We start from the raw sequence: 23,328 nt of genomic DNA, 5'->3' as shown, positions 1-23,328 counted from the left end.
GTTCTCTGACTGGCCTGTTAAAGCGATTATATGTATTTTTACATGTCAAATATGAAAGCTTCACCTCATCTAAACAAGTAGTCTGCCTGACAATACTAAGTATGGAAAACAATACTAATGATGACCCTCAGCCGGTTATAAAACAAGAAAATTACGAGCAGCCGGAAGATAACTGTTCAATGACAAATGCATTGAAGATTATTGGCGGGAAATGGAAGTTGCTGATTTTGAATGCAGTTAGCCAGGAATGCCCTGCCAGATTCGGGGAGCTGAGAAAAAAAAGCAGGATATTACGCAAACTACACTGACCACACAATTGCGCGAATTGGAACGCGATGGTATTTTATCCAGAAAAGCATATGCAGAATCACCACCTAAAGTAGAATATCAACTCACTGAACTTGGAAAAACATTGGTTCCGGTTATGAAGGTCTTATCAGACTGGGGTGATAACTATTGCAAAGTAACAAAAATTTAGCCCCACATGGATAGTTCATCTGATCAATCATCTGCTACAAAATATTACGTTATTGCCTGGGTTTTCGGACTTCTTTTTTATTTTCTTGATTATGTAGCCAGAGCTGCCCCGGCAGTGATGATTCCCGAATTATCGGCTGTTTTTAATGTCTCCACCATTGGTGTGGTCTCTATTATAGGTACTTATTATTATACTTATTCTACCTGTAGTTTGATTGCCGGAATAGCGTTTGATAAGTTTGGAGCAAAATACTCCTTATTTGCGGGTGCGTTGCTTCTGGGGCTTGGATGTTTGCTTTTTATCATTTCGAGTGAGTTTGCAGGCAATACAGGCCGCTTACTCCAGGGAGCGGGTTGTGCATTTGCCTTTCCGGGCTGCGTTTATCTGGCTACAAAAGGGTTTTCGTCGAAATCATTAGCTACAGCTATTGGTTTTACGCAATGTATAGGAATGCTTGGTGGGTCTGCCGGGCAATTTGTGGTCGGTCCATGGATAGAAAGCGGAGTTGATCAAAAACTGTTCTGGATAGGAACAGGAATTTTAACAATCATTGTTGCTGTAGGTTTACTGCTGATTACACCCAATTCTGAAGATCAACCAATAAAAGAAGAGCAATCAACAAAAAAAGCCCCTTCAGAGGGCTTCCTTAGTCCATATAAAATCGTATTCTCCAATTCACAATCCTGGCTTTGCGGTATTATTTCGGGACTTTTATTCGCGCCTACTACTATTTTTGCGATGACATGGGGTGTCGCTTTTTTTCAGCAGGACAGAGCTTTTAATTTTCATGATGCTGCCGCTGCGTTGCCTGTGCGATGGTTCCTATGGGCTGGGTATTTGGCTGTCCGCTCCTTGGTTATCTGACCGATAAAATAGGTCAGCGTAAGCCTGTACTGATTGGTGGTGCAGTACTGATGATCCTGGGCCTTACGCAATTACTGTTTTTACCAGACCTGATCCCTGCCTATTCAAGTATGTTTATTTTAGGTGTGGCATCAGGGGCAGCCATGATCCCCTACTCGATTATCAAAGAATCTAATCCTGACCATGTAAAGGGAAGTGCAACCGGAGCGATAAACTTCATCACCTTTAGTGTAACCACGTTGCTAAGCCCGCTGTTTAGCCGCTTCTTTGGCAAGACATTAACCGGAGCGATAGATAAGACCAGTCATTTTCAATCTGCAGGTTTATTCTGGATTGGCGGGATAGTGATCGCGATTGTGATTAGCCTGCTGCTGAAAGAAACGGGGAGAAATAAACTTCATATCAATTGATATTTTTTTAATTAAATAACACTCAAATAATATAGCTTTAATATAAATGAGGTCTATTTACCTAATTATTAAATCAACCTATGAAATTTAGAAATCTACTATTCGCCGGCTGCTTGTCACTGGCATTCGCATCCTGCTCAAAAGACACGATGCAAGAAATCAGCCCTGTAAATCCTCAGGCAGTAAATCAAAAAGTTAGCCAGGCTACCACCACAATCACTGAAGACTTCGAAACAGGATCTAAAAGTGCTTATGCAGCCGGAGATGTAACTTTAACTACGGGTTCATGGAATCTGGACGATGCCCTTATCGGGTCAACAACATCAGATGTGAAATCGGGAACAAAATCAGTACGTATCCGTAATACGGGTATCCTGAGTATGAATTTCAATGTGAGCAGTCCATCATCAGTATCAGTTAAACATGCGGTATATGGAACTGATAATTCATCAACCTGGCAATTATGGGTATCAAATGATAACGGGAGCACCTTTACACAAGTAGGTTCTACAGTGACTACTTCGTCAGGCCAGCTAGCTACTGCAACATTTCCAGTAAGCAAAACAGGTAACTTAACTTTTGAAATACGTAAGATATCAGGCGGTACTGCCCGTATTAATATTGACGATATCAGTTTTATCACAGGTGGCACTACACCTACTGATCCGGGCACAGACCCTGGAACCGGTACCCCCGGCAATACGGCTGATAACAACAATTTATTATTGGGAAACCCAACTAATGCACAGCCTAGTATCAATTCAACAGCTAATTACCTGATGGATCAAACTTATTTTACTGAATCTTATAACAGAGATAAAGGTACGCCTAACTGGGTGTCATGGCATATCAGCAGTACTGATCTGGGCAGCGCTTCACGTTCTGATAATTTCAGAGCAGATGTTAATTTACCTTCTGGCTGGTACGCTGTAGGAAATTCAAGCTACTCAGGTTCTGGTTTTGACCGTGGTCATAACTGCCCTTCAGGTGACAGAACATCAAGCAGCACTGCAAATTCTGCTACATTTTTAATGACTAACATGATTCCTCAGGCACCTAAAAATAATCAGCAGACCTGGGCAAACCTTGAAAACTATACCCGTTCACTGGTAACTGCTGGTAACGAAGTATATGTAGTGATGGGTTCTTACGGATCAGGTGGAACTGGTACAAACGGATACGTAACTACTATTGACGGAGGAAAAGTAAATGTGCCTTCACGTGTCTGGAAAGTTATCGTTGTTATCCCTAACGGCAATAATGATCTTTCACGTATTTCCAGTTCAACACGTGTAATCGCTGTGGATACCCCTAATGATCAGAGCACAGTTAATGCAGACTGGAAACAATATCTAACTACGGTAAGGTCTATTGAATCAGCTGCAGGAGTTAACATTATGTCTAACGTAAGCCAAAGCATACAGAATGTGATTGAAGCCCGTACCGATTCGGGTTCTTAGTCCAGATCATCTATATCTAAAAAAGGAGGATGCAGCTAAATGGCTGTTATCTTCCTTTTTGTGTTTAAAACGGCTATTGTTTGCTAATATATTTAGTATTATATTTGTTATAACGACTAATTTTAGCATACATTTGTGCGTTATTAAAACAATTTATGTCCGAAAAACACATCATCCACATGGATCAGGACTCCTTCTTCGTATCTGTTGAAGTACGTAAGGATTCCAAACTGATTGGTAAACCTGTCATTATAGGTGGTACTTCGGATCGTGGTGTGGTAGCTTCATGCAGTTATGAAGCCCGCAAATTTGGTGTGCATGCAGCGATGTCTTCACGCATGGCGAAAATGCTTTGTCCTCATGCTATTTTTATCAAAGGGAATATGGATGCCTATTCCGAAGCTTCGCATGAAATTACCGAAATATTAAGATCCCGCGTTCCGCTGATTGAGAAAGCCAGTATTGATGAACATTATATAGATATGACCGGGATGGACCGTTTTCATGGCACCCGTCAATATGCCCATGAACTGCGTCAAATTGTTATCCGGGAAACCAGCCTGCCTATATCCTTTGGTTTATCAGTCAATAAAACAGTTTCCAAAATGGCAACCAATGAGTGTAAGCCAAATGGAGAACTTAATATCGAACAAGATGAAGTAAAGGGGTTCCTTGACCCTTTATCGATAAAAAAGATCCCTGGATTAGGTGAGAAAACTTTTTTGAAGCTCAGTGATATGGGCATCAAAAAGATTTTCACTTTAAGACAGATCCATCCCGATCAGATGACCGGTTTGCTGGGTAAAAACGGACTTGCCTTATTACAAAAAGCAAAAGGTATCGATCAGTCTTTAGTGATCCCCTATCAGGAACAGAAAAGTATAGGCACACAATGCACTTTTAAAGCCGATACGATTGATGTAGAGACCATTGGTAACCTGATTACTTCGATGGTGATGGATCTGGGTTTTGAACTGCGTCAGAAAAAGAAAATTGCAGCCTGTATTACAGTGACCATCAGGTATTCCAATTTTGAAGATGTAACTAAGCAAGCTACCATTTCTTATACTTCAATGGATGCGGTACTCATCCGTAAAGCGAAAGAATTATTCAAACAGCTTTATCAGAAACGAATGCTGATCCGCCTTGTAGGTGTACGTTTGTCTAACCTGGTGAATGGTTTTGAGCAGATTGATCTTTATGAGAACTCACAAGAACAGTATAATTTATGCCAGGCGATGGATAAAATCCGTCAGCGCTTTGGAGAGAAAGCTATTACAATGGCCTCAGTATTGGATTTAAATCTTTAAAACATGTATCTGAATGTCCACTCCCACTATAGTCTTCGTTATGGCACGATAGCCATCCCTAAGCTGATCACAGAAGCCTTAGCTAAAGGGATTACTCAAATGGTACTGACTGATTTGAATAATTCTACAGGAGTGATGGAATTTATGAGGGAATGTAATACCAACGGGATTAAGCCTATTGGCGGATTAGAGTTTCGCAGAAATAAAAGGCTCCTGTACATTGGTATTGCCCGGAATAAAGAAGGGATGAAGGAACTCAATGATTTCCTGACTTTTCATAACCTGAAACAGAAAGAATTGCCGGATCAGCCTCCTGTATTTAAAAATTGTTATGTAATTTATCCTTATATACATGGGAAGAAGCTAGAGGAAAATGAATATCTGGGGATCCGTTTCGATGAATTACACTCTTTATATGGAAAAGATTTAACGGATTTTAAGCATAAACTTGTGGTTTTACAGCCAGTAGTATTTACCGGGAAGATCGGGTACCGTTTGCATGAATATCTGCGGAGCGTTGATTTGAATACTGTGCTGACTAAAACAAGCGCAGCAGATAAATGCACCCCTGCTGATACTTTTCTTCTCTCCCGGTGAGCTGGAAACCCGGTTTAGCAAATATCCTTTTATCCTGGAAAACACCATCAGACTGATGGATAATTGTGTCATGGATTATGCACAGGGAAAGGTCAAACTGAACCGCAAAACCTTTACCGGAAGCAAAGCAGCGGACAAAGAATTACTGGAAGCACTCGCCATGAAAAAGGAATGTCAGAACGTTATGGCGAAGGTCATATAGAGGCATTGGAGAAAGTGAAATATGAACTTGAAATCATTCAGGATATGGATTTCTGTGCTTATTTTCTGATCACCTGGGACATCATTCAATACTCCATGAGCAAAGGATATTATCATGTTGGGCGTGGGTCCGGAGCGAACAGTACAATAGCTTACTGCATGAGAATCACTGATGTTGACCCGCTTGAGTTAGATCTTTACTTTGATAGATTTCTCAATTCGCAGCGATCTTCCCCACCAGATTTTGATATTGACTATTCGTGGGATGAACGGGAAGATGTACAGCAATACATTTTTAAAAAATACGGCCCGGAACACACTGCGTTATTAGGAACGATGTCCACATTTAAAGACCGTTCTGTGATCCGGGAAATCGGTAAAGTGATGGGTTTGCCTAAAGCAGAAATTGACAGTTTTACTGACCGTACGCAGGATGCAGCTAACCGGAACAATCCAACCTTCCAAAAGATAATGGCCGTTTCCGGGCTGATGAGTAATATGCCTAACCAGCGGAGTATTCATGCTGGCGGTGTCTTAATTTCCGAAGAACCGATTACTTATTATACCGCACTGGATTTACCACCTAAAGGTATGGCTACCGTACAATGGGATATGTACGAAGCAGAACTGATTGGTTATGATAAATACGATATTTTAAGTCAGCGGGGTATCGGCCATATCAAAGAAGCTGCAAAACTGGTAGAAGAAAATCAACAGATCACAATAGACATCCACCAGGTTAAAACGTTTATGGAAGACCCTTTGCTTAATGTGAGGTTGCAATCCGGTAACACGATAGGCTGTTTTTATATCGAATCCCCCGCCATGCGACAGCTTTTAGCAAAACTCAAATGTGATAATTACCTTACCCTGGTTGCAGCCAGCTCCATTATCCGTCCCGGTGTAGCACAATCTGGTATGATGAAAACCTATATCCAAAACTATCATCACCCCGAAAGCGTAAAATATCTTCATCCGGTTATGCAAGAGCAGATGAAAGAAACCTATGGCGTCATGGTTTACCAGGAAGACGTCATTAAAGTCTGTATCCATTACGGCGGGATGAATGGCAGTGATGCTGATATCTTACGCAGAGGGATGAGTGGAAAGTACCGTTCCCTTAAGGAGTTTGATAAACTGGTAGATAAATTCTTTGAAGGAGCAAAAGAACTGGGACGTGAAGAAGCTGTGACCAGAGAAGTATGGCGGCAGGTATCTTCTTTTGCAGGATATAGCTTCTCTAAAGCACACTCTGCCAGTTTTGCGGTAGAAAGTTATCAGAGTTTATTCCTGAAAACCTATTATCCAATAGAGTTTATGGTGGCTGTCCTCAATAATTATGGTGGTTTTTATATCCGCTGGTTATATGTACATGAGCTCCGTAAAGCTGGTGCAAACGTATACCTGCCTTGTGTAAATAATAGTACCCCAGTTGTTTCTATCCGCGGAATCGATGCTTACCTCGGTTTTTTATCGGGATACAGGGCCTCACCTTAAAATTGATGGAAGAGATTCCTTTAGAAAGGATCAGGAATGGGAATTATCTGGATCTGGATGATTTTGTAAAACGGACGTCTGTTAGCCTTGATCAGGCTATTATATTAATCCGCACAGGGGCATTACGTTTTACCGGGCGCAGTAAAAAAGAATTGCTCTGGGATATTCATTCTTTGTTAGGTACGAAGGTGAAATCTGTAGCAGAGGCACAACTGTTTGAGACAGAAACTAAACACTATCAGCTTCCGGAATTAGTGAATACCACACTGGAAGACGCTTACCATGAACTGGAATTATTAGGTTTTCCATTAAGCCTTTCTTTTTTCGATCTGCTGCAAACCGATTACCGCGGAGACATCAGGACAAACGAACTGATTACTTATGTGGGTCAGGTTGTTAAAATGGTTGGCCTTTATGTTTGTGAAAAAAAACAGTACATACCAAAAACAATAAAAAGATGTGGTTCGGGACTTTCCTTCCTGGATGCAGATGGCAATTTCTTTGATACAACACACTTCTCCAGTTCTACCCCATCCTATCCTTTCCGGGGAAGCGGCTGTTACCTGATTTTAGGTAAAGTGGTAGAAGATTTTGGCTTTCCAAGTGTAGAGGTCATCAAATTTGCAAAATTGCCCATCGTCGCTAACCCTGTGCTGGAATAAAATTCAGGATTAAGCTAGTTAATGATTAGCTGTGAATTTTTAACATCAATTGTGATTTTCTTACCAATCCAGTTTAGTGAAACTATTCCATCATAAATCAGGCCTTCCACAAACGTAGCTTTCTGATTTGTAACACTTGCTGCAGGATTATCTCTGATGGCGATAGATTCAATATTCGTACTATATAACCTCGTTTTAACTGCAGGATTGAATTCACTTGGCTGGTACCTGGCAGTAACTTTTGAAGTATCAGTACTATCTATTCCTAAAGCCGGCATATATTTAGAATTAATGCGGAATACGTTCTGACCAGAACCACAATCTATAGAAAATTGCAGGTTAAGTTTATTGTTTACATTAAAATAAGCAAACATATCCAAAGACTTATCGCGGGAAATTGACAATTGCAAAGCTACAGTTTTACCTTTCTTTTTAAGTTCAGTGAAACTTTTCTGATTTTCAAAAATCAGTTTTTTGTGCTCATAATCTACAGTTACAACTTGATTTTTGAAACTCATTAAAGAGACCAGTCCATCAATAGGACCAAAATCAACATCAAAAATCGTTAAAACCGGATTTGCTTCTGAAAAAGTGCCCAAGCTTAATGTGGATGCATTGAAAAGATCGGCATCTAGTTTTTCACCTGTCGCCCTGAAAGCAGTATATCCGCCATCCTGTTTACTTAAACCTTTGATTTTAGCAGAGAACTTCTTGGTAACCAAAGTCAATCCTGCACCGGTATCAAAAATAAAGTTTCCTTCAACTCCGTTGATCTTTGCTTTGACCATAATATGTCCCTGATCTGTAATGGTAATAGGACACTCGTTTTTGAGCAAGAGCTACTTCACAAACAGACAAAATAAAGACCAGAGTAATTAAAAATTTTGGGTAAAATTGAGTTCTTTTAGACATAATGAATGAAAAATCTAAGCTAAAGAAAAGAAGATAAAAAAACTCTACCTTTAAAAAATATTTAATGACGATTATTCTACCTATCTAAATGCGAAATAAAGCCCTCAGATACCTTTTATTACTCCTAACGGTATGTTGTTTTTCCTCCTGTTTTCAAATCATTGAAGAAATTAATATCGCCAGTAATGGTTCAGGTACAGTAGATCTTACGGTGAATTTGAGTGCAAGTAAAACCAAGGTAGCCTCTATTATGCTATTGGATAGTATAAACGGTTATAAAGTCCCTACCAAACAAAATATTCAGAAAGAAATGGACGAAGTTGTTGCTCATTTAAAAAGCTCCAGAGGGATCAGTAATGTGAAAAAGAAAATAGATTTCCAAAATTACATTGTGAGCGTAAGTTTCGCCTTTGAGAACATTTCCAATATCAATAATATCAATCAAAGTGTTCTTAAGAAGTTAAAAATCAACACAATAAATAACTCTTCTTATATTTATAATGTAGCTGGCAGCACTTTTCAGCGTAATTATGCCCATACCAAAGAAGCGGTCACACAGTATAACAAGTTGAAGCCAGAAGTGAAAAATATCTTTAAAGAAGCAACCTACACGAGTATTTACAGATTTGAAAAACCAATAATCACCTCAGCAAATCCATTGGCTAAAATATCGAAAACCAGGAAAGCCGTTTTGCTCAATACTGGTATCCTTGGCTTGATCAATGGTAAAACTAATATTTCAAACACAATCATTCTATCTAAATAATATCTATCTCAGCAAAAAATAATATTCCCAATGAATCATCTTTATAAATATACCGTAACCGCTATTTTTTCTATAACGGCTTTAGCAGCAAACGCTCAGGATCTGGCCAATAAAATACCAGCAGATGCGAAAGCTGTAGTCACCTTAAAAGGAGCCAATCTTATCCGGTTAATGTCAGTAAAAGAGTTTAATGACACTTTTGTGGGTAAAAAGATTACTGAGCAATTGGCTAAATCTGCCAAAGGAGATACCAAAACAATAGAAGATTTTGGTTTTAACCCGGCTTCTACTTTTTATTATTACAATCAGAGTAATGATAGTATAAGTTATAACTGTGTACTTGCTCCGGTAAAGAACGCAGATCAGATCGATCAGGTATTCAAACAGGCAGACAAGAAATTCACTGTAAATGATAAACTAAGATCTTTTTATAACCACGATTTAACAGAAGTTGTGCTATGGAATAATGAAATGCTCCTTTTTGTAAAAAGCGATGGTAAAGAAAGCTATTTTGCAAGACCAGAGGTTAGCAAACGCCTTGGTTTACCTGCGCCAAAAAACAACTATGGACTAACTGATTCTACAGCTGCCACCCCGGCGTATGACCAGACAGGTGATTATTCAGTAGCCACTGATTCTGCTGCTGTTACAGTTACAGTTACAGAACAGCCTTATATAGAAGAACCCAGACAAGTAAAAAGGAAAAAACATACGATCCGTAAACGTCAGAAAAGTTATTCAAAAACCGTTCGTCAAAAATACAGAACAGGGAAAAAACACCCAAAAAGAAAGACTGTAAAGAAAACCATCATTATTGATGAAGAGCCACCAAAAGAAGAAAAAAACTATGCAACTGAGGATAGCACGGCCTATGCTACTGCTGGCACTGGCGGATATATGGAAGAAATCGACACTGTGGTAGTCAACGCTAACAAGAGAGCTAAGCAAATAAAGAATACCGCTGTGGTAAGCTGGACAAAGAAAATGATCTCCGGTACTTTTAGCAAAACTGACCGGAACTCGATATTAAGTAATAAAGATTTTGTAAAAAGTATAGATGAAAAAGCAGAAATCACTGCATGGATTCCAAACGTTGAGCAGTCAATGCTTGATTTTATACCTGCAAGTATTTTTAAAGGAATAAATGCCTTTTAGGATATGGAAGTGCAAATATCAGACTTTACCTGGAGAAAGACGCAATCCGTATCGGCTCTTCGCTTACGTTAAGTGATGAAATGGCCAGTGCTTTTACAAAAATAAATAAGAGAAAAGTAAACAGGAAGTTTCTGGACTACGTAAATGAGGATAAACTGATAGGTTATATGGCTTATGCTATGGACAGTAAAGCTTATCTGGAACAATATCCAAAACTGATGAACAAAATGTATGGCTCGGTCTATAAAGATGAATTAAACATGGCTACCGACCTGTTCTCTTTAATATTGGATGAAGAAGCTATCAGTAAAGTGATCAAAGGAGACGGCTTATTTATTTTCAATGGCTTAACTCAAAAAGAAGTTACTTACAAAACTTATAAGTATAATGAAGATAACTTCGAAAAAGATACAGTTACCAGAACAAAAAAAAAAAAACCATGCCTGATTTCTTATTCATGGTATCTACAGAAGACACAAGGTTACTTAACAAAGTAATCGCGCTTACGGGGTAAAGAAAAAAGTAGTTACAGCTATGCATAACTATTACGAACTGATGACCCCAAAAAGCCCTATGCCTGTTTATTTTGCTATTCATAATGGCATTATTTTCATAGGTTCAGATGGTAAAGAGGTAGAGCAGATCGTTAACAATAAATACCAGGCTAAAATCTCTTCCAGACATAAAAATGAAATCCTGAAAAACAACTTTGCAGCCTATTTCAGCTCTAAAAAGATGGTTGGAAAAATACCTGCAAATGAAATAGGCAGTCCTGAGAAAGTAGAAAAGACAAATAAAATCTTAAATTCACTTGGCGATATCTATATCAAGTCCGGCCCGATAAAAGGAAATGTATTTTCGGGTGAGATTCGTATGGATACTCCTGCTAAAGAACAGAATGCTTTGAAATATCTGTTCTCTATTATTGAAAATGCAGAAAAATAATGATGAAGAAGGTATTAATAGCAGCAACATGTTTGATCTTATTGTTGCTGCTAGCTGTTATAGCTTACTAAAGTACAGACAATATAGTTCTTATGAAGATCGGATTCATCAGAATGCCTCTCTGATCTTCAAGATTAATATAGATGAAATTGTAAAGAAAAGAGGTTTAAGCTCTATAAAAAGTGATTCCCGCGGATTCGCTGTACCAGCTAATATCTTCATTTATACAGTTAAAAATAAATCGGCGACCACTTTTTTCTGCTCGCTGCCGGTAACTGATACCGCAGAATTAAGACAATACCTTAGAAGGGCATTTAAAGTTGATCATTTTAAAGAGACAACGCAGGGAACGGTTTGGGGAAACAATTCTGATCAAAGATTGAAAATAGCCTATAACTCACAAAACCTCGCTATCTCCTATTCATTAGAAAAGGAAAACGTAAATGATATCTTAAACCAATTGCTGGCAGAAAGAAGTTTTCTGCCAGCTTCTGATCCAAGGATCACGCGCATGAAGCAGGAAGATGCACCTATCATTTATGATTTCAAGACCCTATTCGGGCCAGGTAAGTCTGACAGATCATATGCTTACCTTAAAAGGATCCTTTCCTTTGGAGAATCTGAATGTCCCGGATCAATCTTATCGCCCTGATAGTTTAACTAAAGGCCTTAGTATAAACGCCTGGTTAAATGGAGATCTGAAAACATTATTCAAAAAGGATCTTCATTTTAAAAACTCTTTACTGGAAAAGGATACCTTATTAAAATACTATAATGGATATGCTGCTCTGGAATTAGGCGATCCGGTTAATCAATATCAACCCGTGATCACTTATGAGTATAATGATGAATTTGAAAAAGTGGAACGCATTCAGCAGCAAGAAGTGAAAGTACCTGATATCACCTTATCCCTGAAAGGAAAAGCGCCCGCATTGCTCAACTATTTACAAAAGCAATCTATTATTAGCCCCGATGAACAGTTGAATAAGGATTTGTTCCCGTTATACGAAGTATACAGTAATAATAATACAGGACTCTTACAATTAAGCACAAGCGAGAAAGACTGCTCCCTCATGGTCAGACTACTAGTCCGTATTTCGTATTCGTGGCAACTGACTTCGACAAGATCAGGAAACAGAACCAGTTCCCTTTGATCAATAATTATATTAAATATTTTAGCAAGCTTGAATTAAAAGGCACTAAACAAAACTCAAAAACCGGGAAACTTGAGGTGGAGCTTAAGCTTAATGAATGGTAAAGCTATAGCTCCTTTGCAATTAATTTTAATCCCGTTTCCATTTCATCTTTAGTCAAAGAGGCATACCCCAGTCTCAACTGACACTTGATTTGTATAACGCTGTTCAAAATAACAACTATGAACTGTACCTTATGGTTTCATTACGTATTATTGCTTCATGGAATCGTTATTAAAAAAGAGCATCGTTGCCATTTCCGGAAGCACAAGACAAAACTCGACTAATCACTTATTGATCAAAGCAATTAAAGAATTGTCGGGTGATATTTTTAACATCACCTTCTTTGAAGGATTGCTTGCTTGATACCCGCATTTAATCCCGATGAAAGTTTCGATAATACACCAGAATCCGTTCTTCTTTTCAGAGAATTGCTCAAAAATGCCGATGGAATATTGATCTGTACACCAGAATATGCACACGGTATTCCTGGTGCCTTAAAAAATGCAATTGACTGGACTGTTTCGAGTGCGGAATTTTCTGGCAAACCAACTGTTTTAATTACGGCTTCTACAGAAGGACAATACGGACACAGCGCATTGCTGGAAACATTAAAAGTTATTGAAGCCAAAAATATTGAAAACCTGCAATTGCTTATCCCATTTGCTAAAACAAAAATCAATGCAGAGAGCAAAATAACAGAAGAGAAAACATTAATGGAAGTTGAAAATCTGATTGCCAGATTTAAAGAAACGATTTCATGAAAAACTTTTTTTTGCTGTGCTCAAGGTCAGCGGGCTATTATATACCAAATAACCGGCTTATGAATAACAGGTTGTTCGGTATATATATATTTGCATGCATGCTATAATCACATTCTTTTTATTCAGTTTGTTTTTTATTGGGCTTAAATAACCGTTTTTAGTAAAAATTAAAAGAATAGCGCCTTTTGTCATTATCGTTTTCCTTCTGGTGAATTTCTGTTTTTATGAAAACTTTTTCGATTAATGGCATTTAAGCAGCTGCTAATTGTCGGTAGAAGCAATTTTACTCTTATTCTATTAATTGAGCTGTTTTTTTATTTAAGGTTCACGAAAATATAAATGTGAACATATTAACTACTGACTTCCGGATCGATACAGGCCTTGGTTTGTACGTGGCTGTTAATTTTTTTATTTTTCTGTTGTATAATGAATTAACGACATATAGCTAAAGGATTTTATGAATCTGGTAAACATTGATATCAGACTTTTCATGGTTGTCGGCATTGCGGCTATGTTACTGTTGTTTATAAGTTTTCTGCTGTTTTTTATATTTACACAACGCAAAAAATTACAATATCAGAATACCCTCCAGGCTTTAAATGAGAGCAACAGCAAAATCAGTTGATAGAAGCTGCAATCAAAATCGAAGAAACTGAACGGCACCGTATTGCAGAAGAGCTTCACGATGAAGTCGGCGCTATTCTCGCCTCTTCAAAACTGCATTTTCACAGTATCAAACCAGGCAGTGGTGAATATAATGAGTGTATTTATAATAAGGCCAAAGAGCTGCTTGATGAAGGCATTAAAAAAGTTAGAAATATATCACACAGTCTTCACTCAGCAATTTTGCAGGAGTTTGGACTAAATGAGGCAATTAATCACTTTGCCAGTAAGATTGCCCATGAATCTTTGATTGAAGTAACTACTACACTTGATCATGAGTACCATTATCCAATGAAAAATGATATCAGCATCTATCGTATTATTCAGGAGCTGCTGAATAATATTATGACACATGCAAAGGCCACCAAAATTCATATCATTTCTGAATATACCAATCAGAAATTGACAGTGAAAATTTCACATAATGGTAACGGGCTTACCCAAAAGCGTTTTGAAGAACTCCGGTTCGAGAGAAATGGTTTAGGTCTTAAAAACATACAAAACAGGGTCATATTTCTCAAAGGAGAACTTCACTTCTCAAAGCAGTCTGCTGATTACCAGATTGATATTTATGTCCCCATAAATTAAATGTAGCCATGAATAAAATAAAGATTGCGATAGCAGATGATTACGCAATATTCCGGGATGGTTTAAAAGTAGGCCTGAATCAGGATCAGAATATGGAAGTCGTTGTTGAGGCTGGAAATGGAGAAGAACTGCTGGAAAGACTAGAAAAGAATACTGTAGATGTCATCCTGATGGATTTAAGAATGCCAGGAATGGATGGCATGGAAGCTACCAGGCAAATCAAGAATAAATTTGAGCACATCAAAATTATTGCTGTCACCCTGCATGATGAAGACAGTTTTATTGTCCATTTAATGGAAATTGGGGCAAATGCCTATTTATTAAAAGATGCTAACCCATGTGAAATCAGAGAAGCAATTTATGCCGTACACTTAAACGGCTATTATTTTAACGACCTGGTCAATAAAGCACTTCTGAAGAAGTTAATCACCAAGGGGAATTTCAAGCCTGCTTTTAATCAGAAAATTGAACTTTCGGAGCGTGAACTTGAAGTATTACAATTAATCTGCGATGAGAAAACAGCCATTGAAATCGGGACGGAGATCTTTTTAAGTCCACGCTCCGTAGAAGGTATCAAACAACGCCTTATTGATAAGATAGGTGTTCGGAATACAGCTGGCCTGGTTTTATTTGCAGTAAAGAACGGGCTGATTTAACCCTTTGAATAAGTAGAATTACTTATTTTTTTTAATGCGTATATCTACTATGGCTAGAGTCCTGTGATATTCCGTCCTTTATTCTGTGCAATGAAGCTTCAACAAATGCACCTAAAACAACTATTTATTTAAAAAATTAAATTATGGCAAAGTTAAAATTAACTCGCACTGAATTAGCAGCACTTGATGCCCTTATTGCAGAGATGCAGGGAGACCACAAAAGTGTAGAAGCTGAGGTAGGAGATCTTAAAGCATTTATTACTGCAGTAACAGCAGTAACAAGAGTTACAGTACAAGCTACAAAAGTTGTGGTAAGAGCTACTCCTTATGTTACTGACATTGTTGAAGTAGCGACTGCTATTTTAGGGAAAGAAACACATGATGAAGCAGCTAAACAACTTGAATCACATGCTAAAGCTGGTATCACTGTTCAGCATCTGATAGAGCTTCGTAAAAAATTCAATTAATTACTGTTTTAAGGGCGGGTATGATTGCACCCGCCTTTAAAATTTAATCTTCAGCATATGACCCTACATACAGACTTCAGCCTTATTTATGAATCTATAATAGCAACTGTGCTTGCGTTATGGTTTCTGCTCACTATTTTGTGTCAGTTCAGAGATACCAAATTCTCTGCGTATATCAGACATACTATTGATATTTTCGGATTGATTCCTTTATGGACATTTTTCGCTCCTAATCTAATCCCGGAAAAAGCGATTATCATTTATTATACAGAGATAAAATCGACGAAGAGATTAATGGTGAATGGGAAGAAATGGACATAACAGAAGAACGTTCTTTATGGTCATGGTGCTGGAATCCCGATAAAAGAGATAAAAAAATACTGGCGGATGTAATTCAAAGTCTGATCTCCAGTATCCCCTATTATAAAAGCGAAAAAGGATATGACTTGCTCATGTTCTCCATGCCTTACCTGATTGTATTACACGCAGTTAGCCATTGTCAATGTAAAGCTGGTACAGCTCAAAGACAGTTTATGCTTGCCGAGACATCGGGGTATCTGAAAGAGACCGCCCCTTCTGTTATTCTATTATCAGTATTCCACCAAATATAAATTTGACTTATGATATCTATTATAGAAACCAATCAGCTCATTCTGATGATTTTAAGCATTGGCTTATTCATCTCAACTATGGAGTATATTAAAAAGATCCAGATCTTCTCTTCAACAGGATTGCTTTCCTGGAACGTCATGCAGTTACGCTGGGAGAAAAAAGATCAGGACTCATTTTTCAGCCCGTTATTTAAACTATTCAATGAAAAAGGGTTAGCTATCATTTTCGGATTAAGATGTCTGATTATTTTTGGATTGTTATTCTTTCCACTTGAAACTACCTATGGCTGGATATTAGTCGGTTTATTGGGATGCAGTTTGTTAGCCAGTTCAATGATCACTTTTTATGGAAGCGATGGCTCAGATCAAATGAATATGCTGATCATCATTACCCTTTTCCTTTGCCACTTTCCAGTGATTGCAGGTTCGCGTCTGGCCACAATAGGGCTTTGGTTTATTGGTTTACAAACCTGCCTGTCCTATTCGGTTGCTGGTATTGCGAAATTAGTTTCTGCAGAATGGCGAGCTTCAACAGCAATTAAAGACGTATTTTCTACAAAAACATATGGAGCCAGATGGGCAGCAGTATTACTGAAAAAATATCCGGGAATTAACGTTTTCCTATCTATGCTGGAACGTCATGATTATGGAAACCTTATTTCCTTTATGCCTGATATTGCCTTTCAACTATGCCCTGATTTTCATCATCTGGGGATTTATGTTTCATTTACTGACAGCCATCATTATGGGTTTAAATTCATTTTTCTGGGCTTTTATGGCAGCCTATCCTGCATTATTTTATATCAATCATCAAGTACAGGCTCACTTATTTTAACACCCGAAAAAGACTCCATGAGACCACCCCCAAACAGAAAAAAAGATATTATACTATTTGACGGGATTTGTAATTTCTGCAATAGCTATATCAACTATGTAATCACTCACGATGAGCATAACATGTTTGTTTTCGCATCCCTGCAAAGTGATGCAGCAAAAGATCTGTCAAAAATTCACCGGATTGACCTGCAAAGTCTAAACAGTATCGTAGTCATACACAATAAGAGCGTCTTTACCCGCTCAGACGGGATTATTCATATCGCAAAACATTTAAAAAGTAAATGGTCATGGATATTGTTCGTAATTGAATTTATCCCGCAATCTATCCGGAATTACGGATACACTTTGATCGCCAACAGGCGATATAACTGGTTTGGACAAATGAATAGCTGTATGGTTCCGACACAGGAAGTCAGGGATAAATTCCTGACCTGAGTATTTTCAGCTGGTTAAAAATCCTAATATCAGGTTATTAATCTCTGTTTTTTGATCCTCATTTCCAGAATCGTCCATTTCACCATGTTTTGTGTTTTTCAAATTGATGACCTTTATTCCTGATTTTTGCTGTTCCTCTATACTTGGTAAAACACCTTCATCAGCTGGTTGATCCGACGAACGAAGGCTCATTATTTTGGGGCTTTTAACTCTTGGAAAAGGCATTCTGCGGTTGTCCAGTGAAATTACCTTATCCACTAATTCCGGATGTTCAGTTGCAAAAAGTATGGCCATATCCCCGCCGTTTGAGTGTCCTACAAGACTAACATGTTTATAGTTCAGCTCTGGTCTTGTTTTCTTAGCTGGCTGATTACAAATACAATATTCTGAACACCCCGCTCCCATATTGGTTTCCGGGTTTCATATATGTTGCCAGTCTTAGGTATTAATTCATCGCTTGTCAGTTCATGCTGAATACTCACTACCGTATACCCTTTTGAAGCCAGGTAATTTGCCAGGTAACTATAAGCCTTGAAAGATCCCCATCGGTTAGCCCAATAGCCATGGTTCAAAATAACCACTTTACCATTATATGTTGATTTTGCAGCGTCATAAACAGCTATCGGGACAAGACGGTTTCTGGATTGATCAACCCAGTTTAACGTATCCAGTTTGGCTTTAAATGGCTTTTGCTGGGCGTATAAACTACCAGTCCCTGCTAACAGTAATAGCAATAAGATTAATCTTTTCATGGTCTGTATATAATTAGTATTCCCAGCTCATTAAATCCATTACCCTTTTAAACTCTTCCTGTATCGGGGCTTTTAAATGAATATTCTCTTGTGTAACAGGGTGTTTGATATATCAATTCTGAAGCATGTAATAACATCGTGGTCATCTCCCATTCTTCTTTAAAGAACTTATTCTGTTTGTTACAGCCATGTTTACGGTCACCAATAATCGGATAAAAGATATGCGCAAAATGTTTGCGGAGCTGATGCATCCGGCCCGTTGTAGGTGTAGCTTCTACCAATGAATATCTTGATGTAGGATGTTTACCGAAAGCGATATCCAGTTCTGCCCGTTTCAATGTAACAAATGCTGTAAAAGCTTCCTGCATCGTTCCGTTTTCTTTAGCTAAAGGATAGTCTATCTCTTCACTGTCAGGAGCATAACCTCTTACAATAGCCAGATATTTCTTCTGTACTTCACTGCTTTGGAACTGCTGATGCATGGCAATTTCAACATCTTTTTCAAAAGCAAATAACAATAAGCCACCCGTTTTACGGTCTAAACGATGTACCGGGCTTACACGTCTGTTTACCTGGTCTCTCAAGAGTTGTAAAGCAAACTCTTTTGCATCATTTGCAATTGATGAACGATGTACAAGTAGTCCGTGTGGTTTATTGATCGCAATTAGATGATCATCCTGATATACAATTTCAAGCATTAATTTTTTTTTCGCGAAGATAGGTTTTTATAAATTCTCTGAGAGATTTTTGAAGAATATAGTGGTTGTGAGATTAATTTATAGGACTTGACAGACATGTAGGGGTTGTGGCTATGTTGTGGTACCGTTTGAAGTAGTATTGAACTGGGGTTGAACTAGCCTTGAAGTAGCCCAGGCTAGTTCAACCCTACTTCAACCCCAGTTCAATGCTAGTTTAATATATACCACAACATAGCCAGAACTACACTAATAAACATAGTTAAGCCTGTTTTTGTCCGATAATTTTAAACAGATGCTTATATTGTCCCTTAATGGAATTAGACCAGCAGATCATCGGGAAAAGTAAATGGATGTGGGAAAATTGTTTGCCCCATATCTCAGTAGACAGCGTAGTATTTGGTTTTCATCATGAAAACCAGCTGAAAGTCTTACTGCTTAAAATGACCGCTGCTCAAAAATGGTTATTACCAGGTGGTTATATTTTTAAAAATGAAAACCTGCAAGATGCAGCACAACGTGTGCTCGCAGAACGAACCGGTGCAGAACGTATCTATTTACAAGAATTTGGCGTATTTGGTGCGCTCAACCGTTCAGAGGGATTCTTTGAAGGTTACGAAGATGATCTGTGGTACAAACAACGTTTTATCTCTGCCGGATTCTATGCCCTTGTAGATTACACCGAAGTAAAAGTAATCGCAGATGAATACAGTGAAACCTGTGAATGGAGAAATATTGATGAATTGCCAGAGCTGGCGATGGACCATCAGTTAATCTATACTAACGCTTTAACTATATTAAGACAACAGCTAAGTTATAAACCAATTGGTCTGAATTTACTTCCGGAAAGATTTACCCTTTCAGAATTACAAAAGCTATATGAAACCATATTAGGAAAGCCGCTGAACAGAGGCAATTTTTACCGCCGTATTATGCGGTTTGACATCCTGATCAAACATGAAGACCTGCGTAAAGGCGGGGCGCATAAAGCACCCTACCTTTACAGCTTCGATCCTCTTAAATATCACGAGTCACTACAGGGCCCCGATTGGTAATGGCTATTTCCAGCCACCACCCAATGCACGGTAAAGATTAACCACAGCCTGCAGTTTCTGCAAATGGTCACTTACACCGCTTAATTGTGCTGCAAGTAAACTTTGTTCCGATGTTAATACATCAGTATAGTTTGTAGCAGAACTGTAGCGTAATAAATCTTGTGTATAATCTACCGCTTTAACCAATGCAGCAACCTGTTTAGCTCTTGAATCCTGTTTTTCCACAGCAGTCTGATAAGCATAAAGTGCATTAGAAACTTCCTGTCCTGCAACCAGCAAACTTTGCTGGAAATTGTTCATTGCCTGGATTTGTAACGACTGAGCAGTTTTTAAACGTGCTTTATTTAAGCCCTGATTGATTGAAATAGGCTGCGTTAAACCTCCTACCAAATTATAAAAGACAGAATGATCAAAGAAATCTTTTAAAGTCAGATTTGAAAATCCAGCAGAGGCCGTTAAAGTCAAACTTGGATAGAAATAAGTTCTGGCTAAATTTGTATTCTCAAAAGCACCTCTGAAAGCAAGCTCTGCCTGCTGAATATCAGGACGGTTCTGCAATAACTGGGCAGGAACACCTGTCGCTAAATCAGAAGGAACCGATTGTGATTCCATTGTGCTTCTATCTATAGAACCAGGATTTTCAGCCAATAAAATATGCATTGCATTTTCTGTTTCCCGGATACTCTTTTTCAAGTCCGGGATAGAAACTTCAGTGGCATAACGGCTCGCTTCACTTTGTACCACGGCCGCCCCATTAACTACTGCACCTTCTTTCAAAGCTTTCATCGTTTCAACACTCGCAACCCTGCTTTTAAGCGTTTCCTGTGTAATGGCCAATTGCTGATCTAAAGCAAGCAAACCATAATAGTTATTTGCGATATCGGCAACCAACTGTGTTTGAATCGCTTTTTTAGCCGCATCAGTTTCCAGATACTTAGCTAAAGCTGCACGTTTACTGCTGCTTAGTTTACCCCAGATATCTGCTTCCCACGAGGTGGACATAGATAACTTAAAAGTATTAGTCAGCGTATTGATATTAATCCCCGGAGGAAAATTCAAACCTGCAGAAGACTGTTTACTTCTTGTTGCATTGGCATCTGCACTCAAAGTAGGTAAAAAAGCCAGTTTAGCTTGCTGTAAAGTAGCCTGAGCCTGCAAAATGTTTTGTATCGCATTTTTCAGGTTTACATTCTGATCAAGACCTTTCTGGATCAGAACTTTTAGCTTCTCATCTGTAAACAGTGTCTGCCATGGCTGAGAAGCTATGGTTGCAGAATCTGTTACATTTTGTCCGCGATACAATCCATCAGTTTTCACCCTGGGTGTTTCGTAGGTTTTCGTTACCGAGCACGCGCGCTAAAAGAAGGCAGCGGAGACAAGCAAGGCAAAAACCTGTTTGTTATATTTATGAGTCATCATATTCTGTTCTAAAATTTAAAATCAACTAAGCGATTGGCGGTTCAAGAAGTTTGTGCTCCTCTGCACCCTCTATCCTTTTAGTTTCATGTTCTTCTTCCTCCTCATCGTCATCATCGTAGCTTTTTCTAGCTGGTCCGCTGATTTTCTCTTGTAAAGTCTGGAAGATGATAAACAATACCGGGATGACAAATACACCCAGCAGTGTTCCAATAAGCATACCACCTACTGCACCTGTACCAATTGACTTATTACCAACCGCACCCGCACCTGTAGAAAACATCAATGGTACTAAACCGAAGATGAAAGCAAAGGAGGTCATCAGAATTGGTCTTAAACGTGCAACCGCACCTTCAATTGCTGACTGTACAATCGGCATCCCGTTTCTTCTTCTGTCGAGCGCAAACTCTACAATCAGAATCCCGTTCTTGGCGAGCAGACCAATAAGCATAATCAATGAAATCTGGAGGTAAATATTACTGTTCAGTTTAAAGATAATAGAGAACAGATAAGCACCCGCTAATCCGAATGGGATAGATAACAATACTGCGAATGGCAGGATATAACTCTCATACTGTGCACTTAACAGGAAGTACACAAAAACAAGACATAAAACAAAGATAAACACAGTTTCACTACCCGATGCCAGCTCTTCTCTGGTCAGACCCGAGAAATCAAATCCATAACCTGCAGGCAGAGTTGATGCCGCTACTTCCTGGATTGCTTTAATCGCATCACCAGAACTAAAACCTGGATTAGGTGCTCCTGTGATCGATATTGAGCTGAATAAATTGAACCTTGAAATAGATTCAGGACCATATACCCTTGTCATTTTTACAAATTCTGTGATTGGTGCCATATTTCCAGCATTGTTTCTCACAAATATTTTGCTCAATCCTTCAGGATTTTTACGGAATTCGGCAGCTGCCTGCACCATTACCCTATACTGCTGCTTACCAAACTTGTTAAAGTTAGACGCATATAAACCACCATAATAACCTTGCATCGTTTGCAGCACAGTATTCACACTAACACCTGCATCTTTACATTTTTCCAGATTTACATCCATCAGATATTGAGGGAACCCAGGGTTAAATGGTGTTGTCGCATATTGAATTTCAGGACGTTTTGAAAGTGCAGCAAGGAATGTATTGTTTACCTTGAAGAACTCATCAGTCGTATGTCCGCCTTTATCTTGCAGCTGGAACTCAAATCCACCACTCTGTCCAAATCCCTGGATAGTTGGAGGAGAGATAAAGAAGATACTCGCTTCTCTGATTCCAGATGTTTTGGCAAAAAGCTGTCCGATTACCTGATCGACACTTAGTTTACGTTCATCCCAGGTTTTTAACTTCAGAATAACCATACTGTAAGCACTACCAGCACCTGCAGTAAAATTCTGACCTACAATACGCAGGGTATTTTGAACCCCTGGAATCGTATGCGCAATACTATCAACTTGTTTAGCAACCTCAGTTGAGCGCTCCATAGATGATGAAGGAGGTAAACTGATATTCGCAAATATAGTTCCCTGATCTTCTGCCGGAACAAAGGCCGAAGGTGTGGTTTTCATCATGTAAAACAAAGCGGCACCCGCGATTGCAATACTTCCTAAAACGATCCATTTTTTAACAGACAAGAACTGTACAGACTTTTTATATTTATTCGTTAAATTATCAAATGCTACGTTGAACGATGTATAAAACCGTTGTATGAAACTCTGGTGTTTATGATCGTCTGCATGTGGCTTCAATAACAAAGCACAAAGTGCAGGACTCAAAGTCAAAGCGTTAATAGCTGATAAGATAATCGCTACTGCCAACGTAATACCAAATTGCTTATAGAATACCCCTGTAGAACCTGTAATAAAGGTTACCGGAATAAATACCGCTGCCATGACCAGTGTAATCGAGATAATCGCACCTGATATTTCACTCAT

At 38.6% G+C, this 23,328-nt stretch carries 29 protein-coding genes and 2 pseudogenes; 25 read left to right on the top strand and 6 right to left on the bottom strand.

The window, feature by feature from the left end; genetic code table 11:
- Positions 1–101: 101 nt before the first annotated feature.
- From ACWYN3_RS08560 to ACWYN3_RS08515, 10 genes are all read left to right on the top strand, one after another.
- Positions 102–308: a winged helix-turn-helix transcriptional regulator gene (locus ACWYN3_RS08560; protein ID WP_456220770.1), complete on the top strand. Its 207-nt coding sequence runs from the start codon at positions 102–104 to the stop codon at positions 306–308.
- Positions 248–478: a winged helix-turn-helix transcriptional regulator gene (locus ACWYN3_RS08555; RefSeq protein WP_456220769.1), complete on the top strand. Its 231-nt coding sequence runs from the start codon at positions 248–250 to the stop codon at positions 476–478. The genes ACWYN3_RS08560 and ACWYN3_RS08555 overlap by 61 nt, the downstream gene beginning before the upstream one ends.
- Before the next feature lie 6 nt (positions 479–484).
- Complete coding sequence (locus ACWYN3_RS08550; protein WP_456220768.1) at positions 485–1,342, top strand: MFS transporter; 858 nt, start codon at positions 485–487, stop codon at positions 1,340–1,342.
- Entirely contained in the window at positions 1,303–1,752 is a 450-nt protein-coding gene (locus tag ACWYN3_RS08545) for an MFS transporter (protein ID WP_456220767.1), read from the top strand. The genes ACWYN3_RS08550 and ACWYN3_RS08545 overlap by 40 nt, the downstream gene beginning before the upstream one ends.
- An 80-nt stretch (positions 1,753–1,832) precedes the next feature.
- A complete protein-coding gene (locus ACWYN3_RS08540) occupies positions 1,833–3,212 on the top strand; it encodes a DNA/RNA non-specific endonuclease (protein ID WP_456220766.1) in 1,380 nt (459 codons plus the stop codon).
- Positions 3,213–3,367: 155 nt separating this feature from the next.
- Positions 3,368–4,522: a DNA polymerase IV gene (gene dinB, locus ACWYN3_RS08535; protein WP_456220765.1), complete on the top strand. Its 1,155-nt coding sequence runs from the start codon at positions 3,368–3,370 to the stop codon at positions 4,520–4,522.
- 3 nt (positions 4,523–4,525) lie between these two features.
- Positions 4,526–5,119, top strand: a complete 594-nt coding sequence (locus ACWYN3_RS08530; protein WP_456220764.1) for a PHP domain-containing protein — start codon at positions 4,526–4,528, stop codon at positions 5,117–5,119.
- A 55-nt stretch (positions 5,120–5,174) separates the two neighbouring features.
- Entirely contained in the window at positions 5,175–5,321 is a 147-nt protein-coding gene (locus ACWYN3_RS08525; protein ID WP_456220763.1) for a hypothetical protein, read from the top strand.
- Positions 5,291–6,817 (top strand): hypothetical protein, encoded by a 1,527-nt coding sequence (locus ACWYN3_RS08520; RefSeq protein WP_456220762.1) that lies wholly within the window; start codon positions 5,291–5,293, stop codon positions 6,815–6,817. Before ACWYN3_RS08525 ends, ACWYN3_RS08520 begins: the two co-directional genes overlap by 31 nt.
- 5 nt (positions 6,818–6,822) lie before the next feature.
- A complete protein-coding gene (locus tag ACWYN3_RS08515) occupies positions 6,823–7,479 on the top strand; it encodes a helix-hairpin-helix domain-containing protein (protein ID WP_456220761.1) in 657 nt (218 codons plus the stop codon).
- A gap of 14 nt (positions 7,480–7,493) precedes the next feature.
- Here ACWYN3_RS08515 and ACWYN3_RS08510 read toward each other — a convergent pair whose 3' ends face one another.
- Entirely contained in the window at positions 7,494–8,315 is an 822-nt protein-coding gene (locus tag ACWYN3_RS08510) for a retropepsin-like aspartic protease (RefSeq protein ID WP_456220760.1), read from the bottom strand.
- A gap of 287 nt (positions 8,316–8,602) precedes the next feature.
- Between ACWYN3_RS08510 and ACWYN3_RS08505 the strand changes: the two genes are divergently transcribed.
- The 14 genes from ACWYN3_RS08505 to ACWYN3_RS08440 all read left to right on the top strand — a co-directional run bounded on the left by ACWYN3_RS08505 (position 8,603) and on the right by ACWYN3_RS08440 (position 17,471).
- Complete coding sequence (locus tag ACWYN3_RS08505) at positions 8,603–9,157, top strand: hypothetical protein (RefSeq protein ID WP_456222932.1); 555 nt, start codon at positions 8,603–8,605, stop codon at positions 9,155–9,157.
- A gap of 30 nt (positions 9,158–9,187) precedes the next feature.
- On the top strand, positions 9,188–10,312 hold the full coding sequence (locus ACWYN3_RS08500) for a hypothetical protein (RefSeq protein WP_456220759.1): 1,125 nt from the start codon (positions 9,188–9,190) through the stop codon (positions 10,310–10,312).
- 80 nt (positions 10,313–10,392) lie between these two features.
- Positions 10,393–10,809 carry a hypothetical protein gene (locus tag ACWYN3_RS08495; RefSeq protein WP_456220758.1) on the top strand — a complete coding sequence of 139 codons (417 nt, stop codon included), beginning with the start codon at positions 10,393–10,395 and terminating at the stop codon, positions 10,807–10,809.
- 37 nt (positions 10,810–10,846) lie between these two features.
- Positions 10,847–11,257: a hypothetical protein gene (locus tag ACWYN3_RS08490; RefSeq protein WP_456220757.1), complete on the top strand. Its 411-nt coding sequence runs from the start codon at positions 10,847–10,849 to the stop codon at positions 11,255–11,257.
- Positions 11,244–11,909, top strand: a complete 666-nt coding sequence (locus ACWYN3_RS08485; protein ID WP_456220756.1) for a hypothetical protein — start codon at positions 11,244–11,246, stop codon at positions 11,907–11,909. The genes ACWYN3_RS08490 and ACWYN3_RS08485 overlap by 14 nt, the downstream gene beginning before the upstream one ends.
- Positions 11,869–12,411 (top strand): hypothetical protein, encoded by a 543-nt coding sequence (locus ACWYN3_RS08480; RefSeq protein ID WP_456220755.1) that lies wholly within the window; start codon positions 11,869–11,871, stop codon positions 12,409–12,411. Before ACWYN3_RS08485 ends, ACWYN3_RS08480 begins: the two co-directional genes overlap by 41 nt.
- A 261-nt stretch (positions 12,412–12,672) precedes the next feature.
- Entirely contained in the window at positions 12,673–12,816 is a 144-nt protein-coding gene (locus ACWYN3_RS08475) for a hypothetical protein (protein ID WP_456220754.1), read from the top strand.
- Complete coding sequence (locus ACWYN3_RS08470; protein WP_456220753.1) at positions 12,813–13,214, top strand: NADPH-dependent FMN reductase; 402 nt, start codon at positions 12,813–12,815, stop codon at positions 13,212–13,214. Before ACWYN3_RS08475 ends, ACWYN3_RS08470 begins: the two co-directional genes overlap by 4 nt.
- Before the next feature lie 621 nt (positions 13,215–13,835).
- Positions 13,836–14,465, top strand: coding sequence for a sensor histidine kinase (locus ACWYN3_RS08465; protein ID WP_456220752.1), 630 nt, complete (start codon positions 13,836–13,838; stop codon positions 14,463–14,465).
- A gap of 8 nt (positions 14,466–14,473) precedes the next feature.
- Positions 14,474–15,121: a response regulator gene (locus tag ACWYN3_RS08460; protein ID WP_456220751.1), complete on the top strand. Its 648-nt coding sequence runs from the start codon at positions 14,474–14,476 to the stop codon at positions 15,119–15,121.
- A 143-nt stretch (positions 15,122–15,264) separates the two neighbouring features.
- Entirely contained in the window at positions 15,265–15,588 is a 324-nt protein-coding gene (locus ACWYN3_RS08455) for a hypothetical protein (protein ID WP_456220750.1), read from the top strand.
- A 57-nt stretch (positions 15,589–15,645) separates the two neighbouring features.
- On the top strand, positions 15,646–15,909 hold the full coding sequence (locus ACWYN3_RS08450) for a hypothetical protein (RefSeq protein ID WP_456220749.1): 264 nt from the start codon (positions 15,646–15,648) through the stop codon (positions 15,907–15,909).
- Positions 15,900–16,199: a hypothetical protein gene (locus ACWYN3_RS08445; protein WP_456220748.1), complete on the top strand. Its 300-nt coding sequence runs from the start codon at positions 15,900–15,902 to the stop codon at positions 16,197–16,199. Before ACWYN3_RS08450 ends, ACWYN3_RS08445 begins: the two co-directional genes overlap by 10 nt.
- A gap of 9 nt (positions 16,200–16,208) precedes the next feature.
- Positions 16,209–17,471, top strand: coding sequence for a thiol-disulfide oxidoreductase DCC family protein (locus tag ACWYN3_RS08440; protein ID WP_456220747.1), 1,263 nt, complete (start codon positions 16,209–16,211; stop codon positions 17,469–17,471).
- Between the two features lie 6 nt (positions 17,472–17,477).
- Here ACWYN3_RS08440 and ACWYN3_RS08435 read toward each other — a convergent pair whose 3' ends face one another.
- The 3 genes and pseudogenes from ACWYN3_RS08435 to ACWYN3_RS08425 form a co-directional block, all read right to left on the bottom strand.
- On the bottom strand, positions 17,478–17,765 hold the full coding sequence (locus ACWYN3_RS08435; RefSeq protein ID WP_456220746.1) for a hypothetical protein: 288 nt from the start codon (positions 17,763–17,765) through the stop codon (positions 17,478–17,480).
- Between the two features lie 44 nt (positions 17,766–17,809).
- Positions 17,810–18,223, bottom strand: coding sequence for a hypothetical protein (locus ACWYN3_RS08430; RefSeq protein ID WP_456220745.1), 414 nt, complete (start codon positions 18,221–18,223; stop codon positions 17,810–17,812).
- A 13-nt stretch (positions 18,224–18,236) separates the two neighbouring features.
- A pseudogene (locus ACWYN3_RS08425) lies at positions 18,237–18,921 on the bottom strand (pseudouridine synthase).
- 311 nt (positions 18,922–19,232) lie between these two features.
- Between ACWYN3_RS08425 and ACWYN3_RS08420 the strand changes: the two are divergent.
- On the top strand, positions 19,233–19,973 hold the full coding sequence (locus ACWYN3_RS08420; protein ID WP_456220744.1) for an NUDIX hydrolase: 741 nt from the start codon (positions 19,233–19,235) through the stop codon (positions 19,971–19,973).
- Between the two features lie 3 nt (positions 19,974–19,976).
- On the opposite strand, the pseudogene ACWYN3_RS08415 reads toward ACWYN3_RS08420, so the two are convergent.
- Both ACWYN3_RS08415 and ACWYN3_RS08410 read right to left on the bottom strand, forming a co-directional pair.
- Positions 19,977–21,314, bottom strand: a pseudogene (locus tag ACWYN3_RS08415) (efflux transporter outer membrane subunit); the annotation flags it as partial.
- 103 nt (positions 21,315–21,417) lie between these two features.
- Complete coding sequence (locus ACWYN3_RS08410) at positions 21,418–23,328, bottom strand: efflux RND transporter permease subunit (RefSeq protein ID WP_456220743.1); 1,911 nt, start codon at positions 23,326–23,328, stop codon at positions 21,418–21,420.

The sequence above is a fragment of the Pedobacter sp. NJ-S-72 genome (assembly GCF_053890575.1).
Note: the sequence above shows the minus strand (reverse complement) of the source record. Positions and strands in the feature narration are given on the sequence as shown.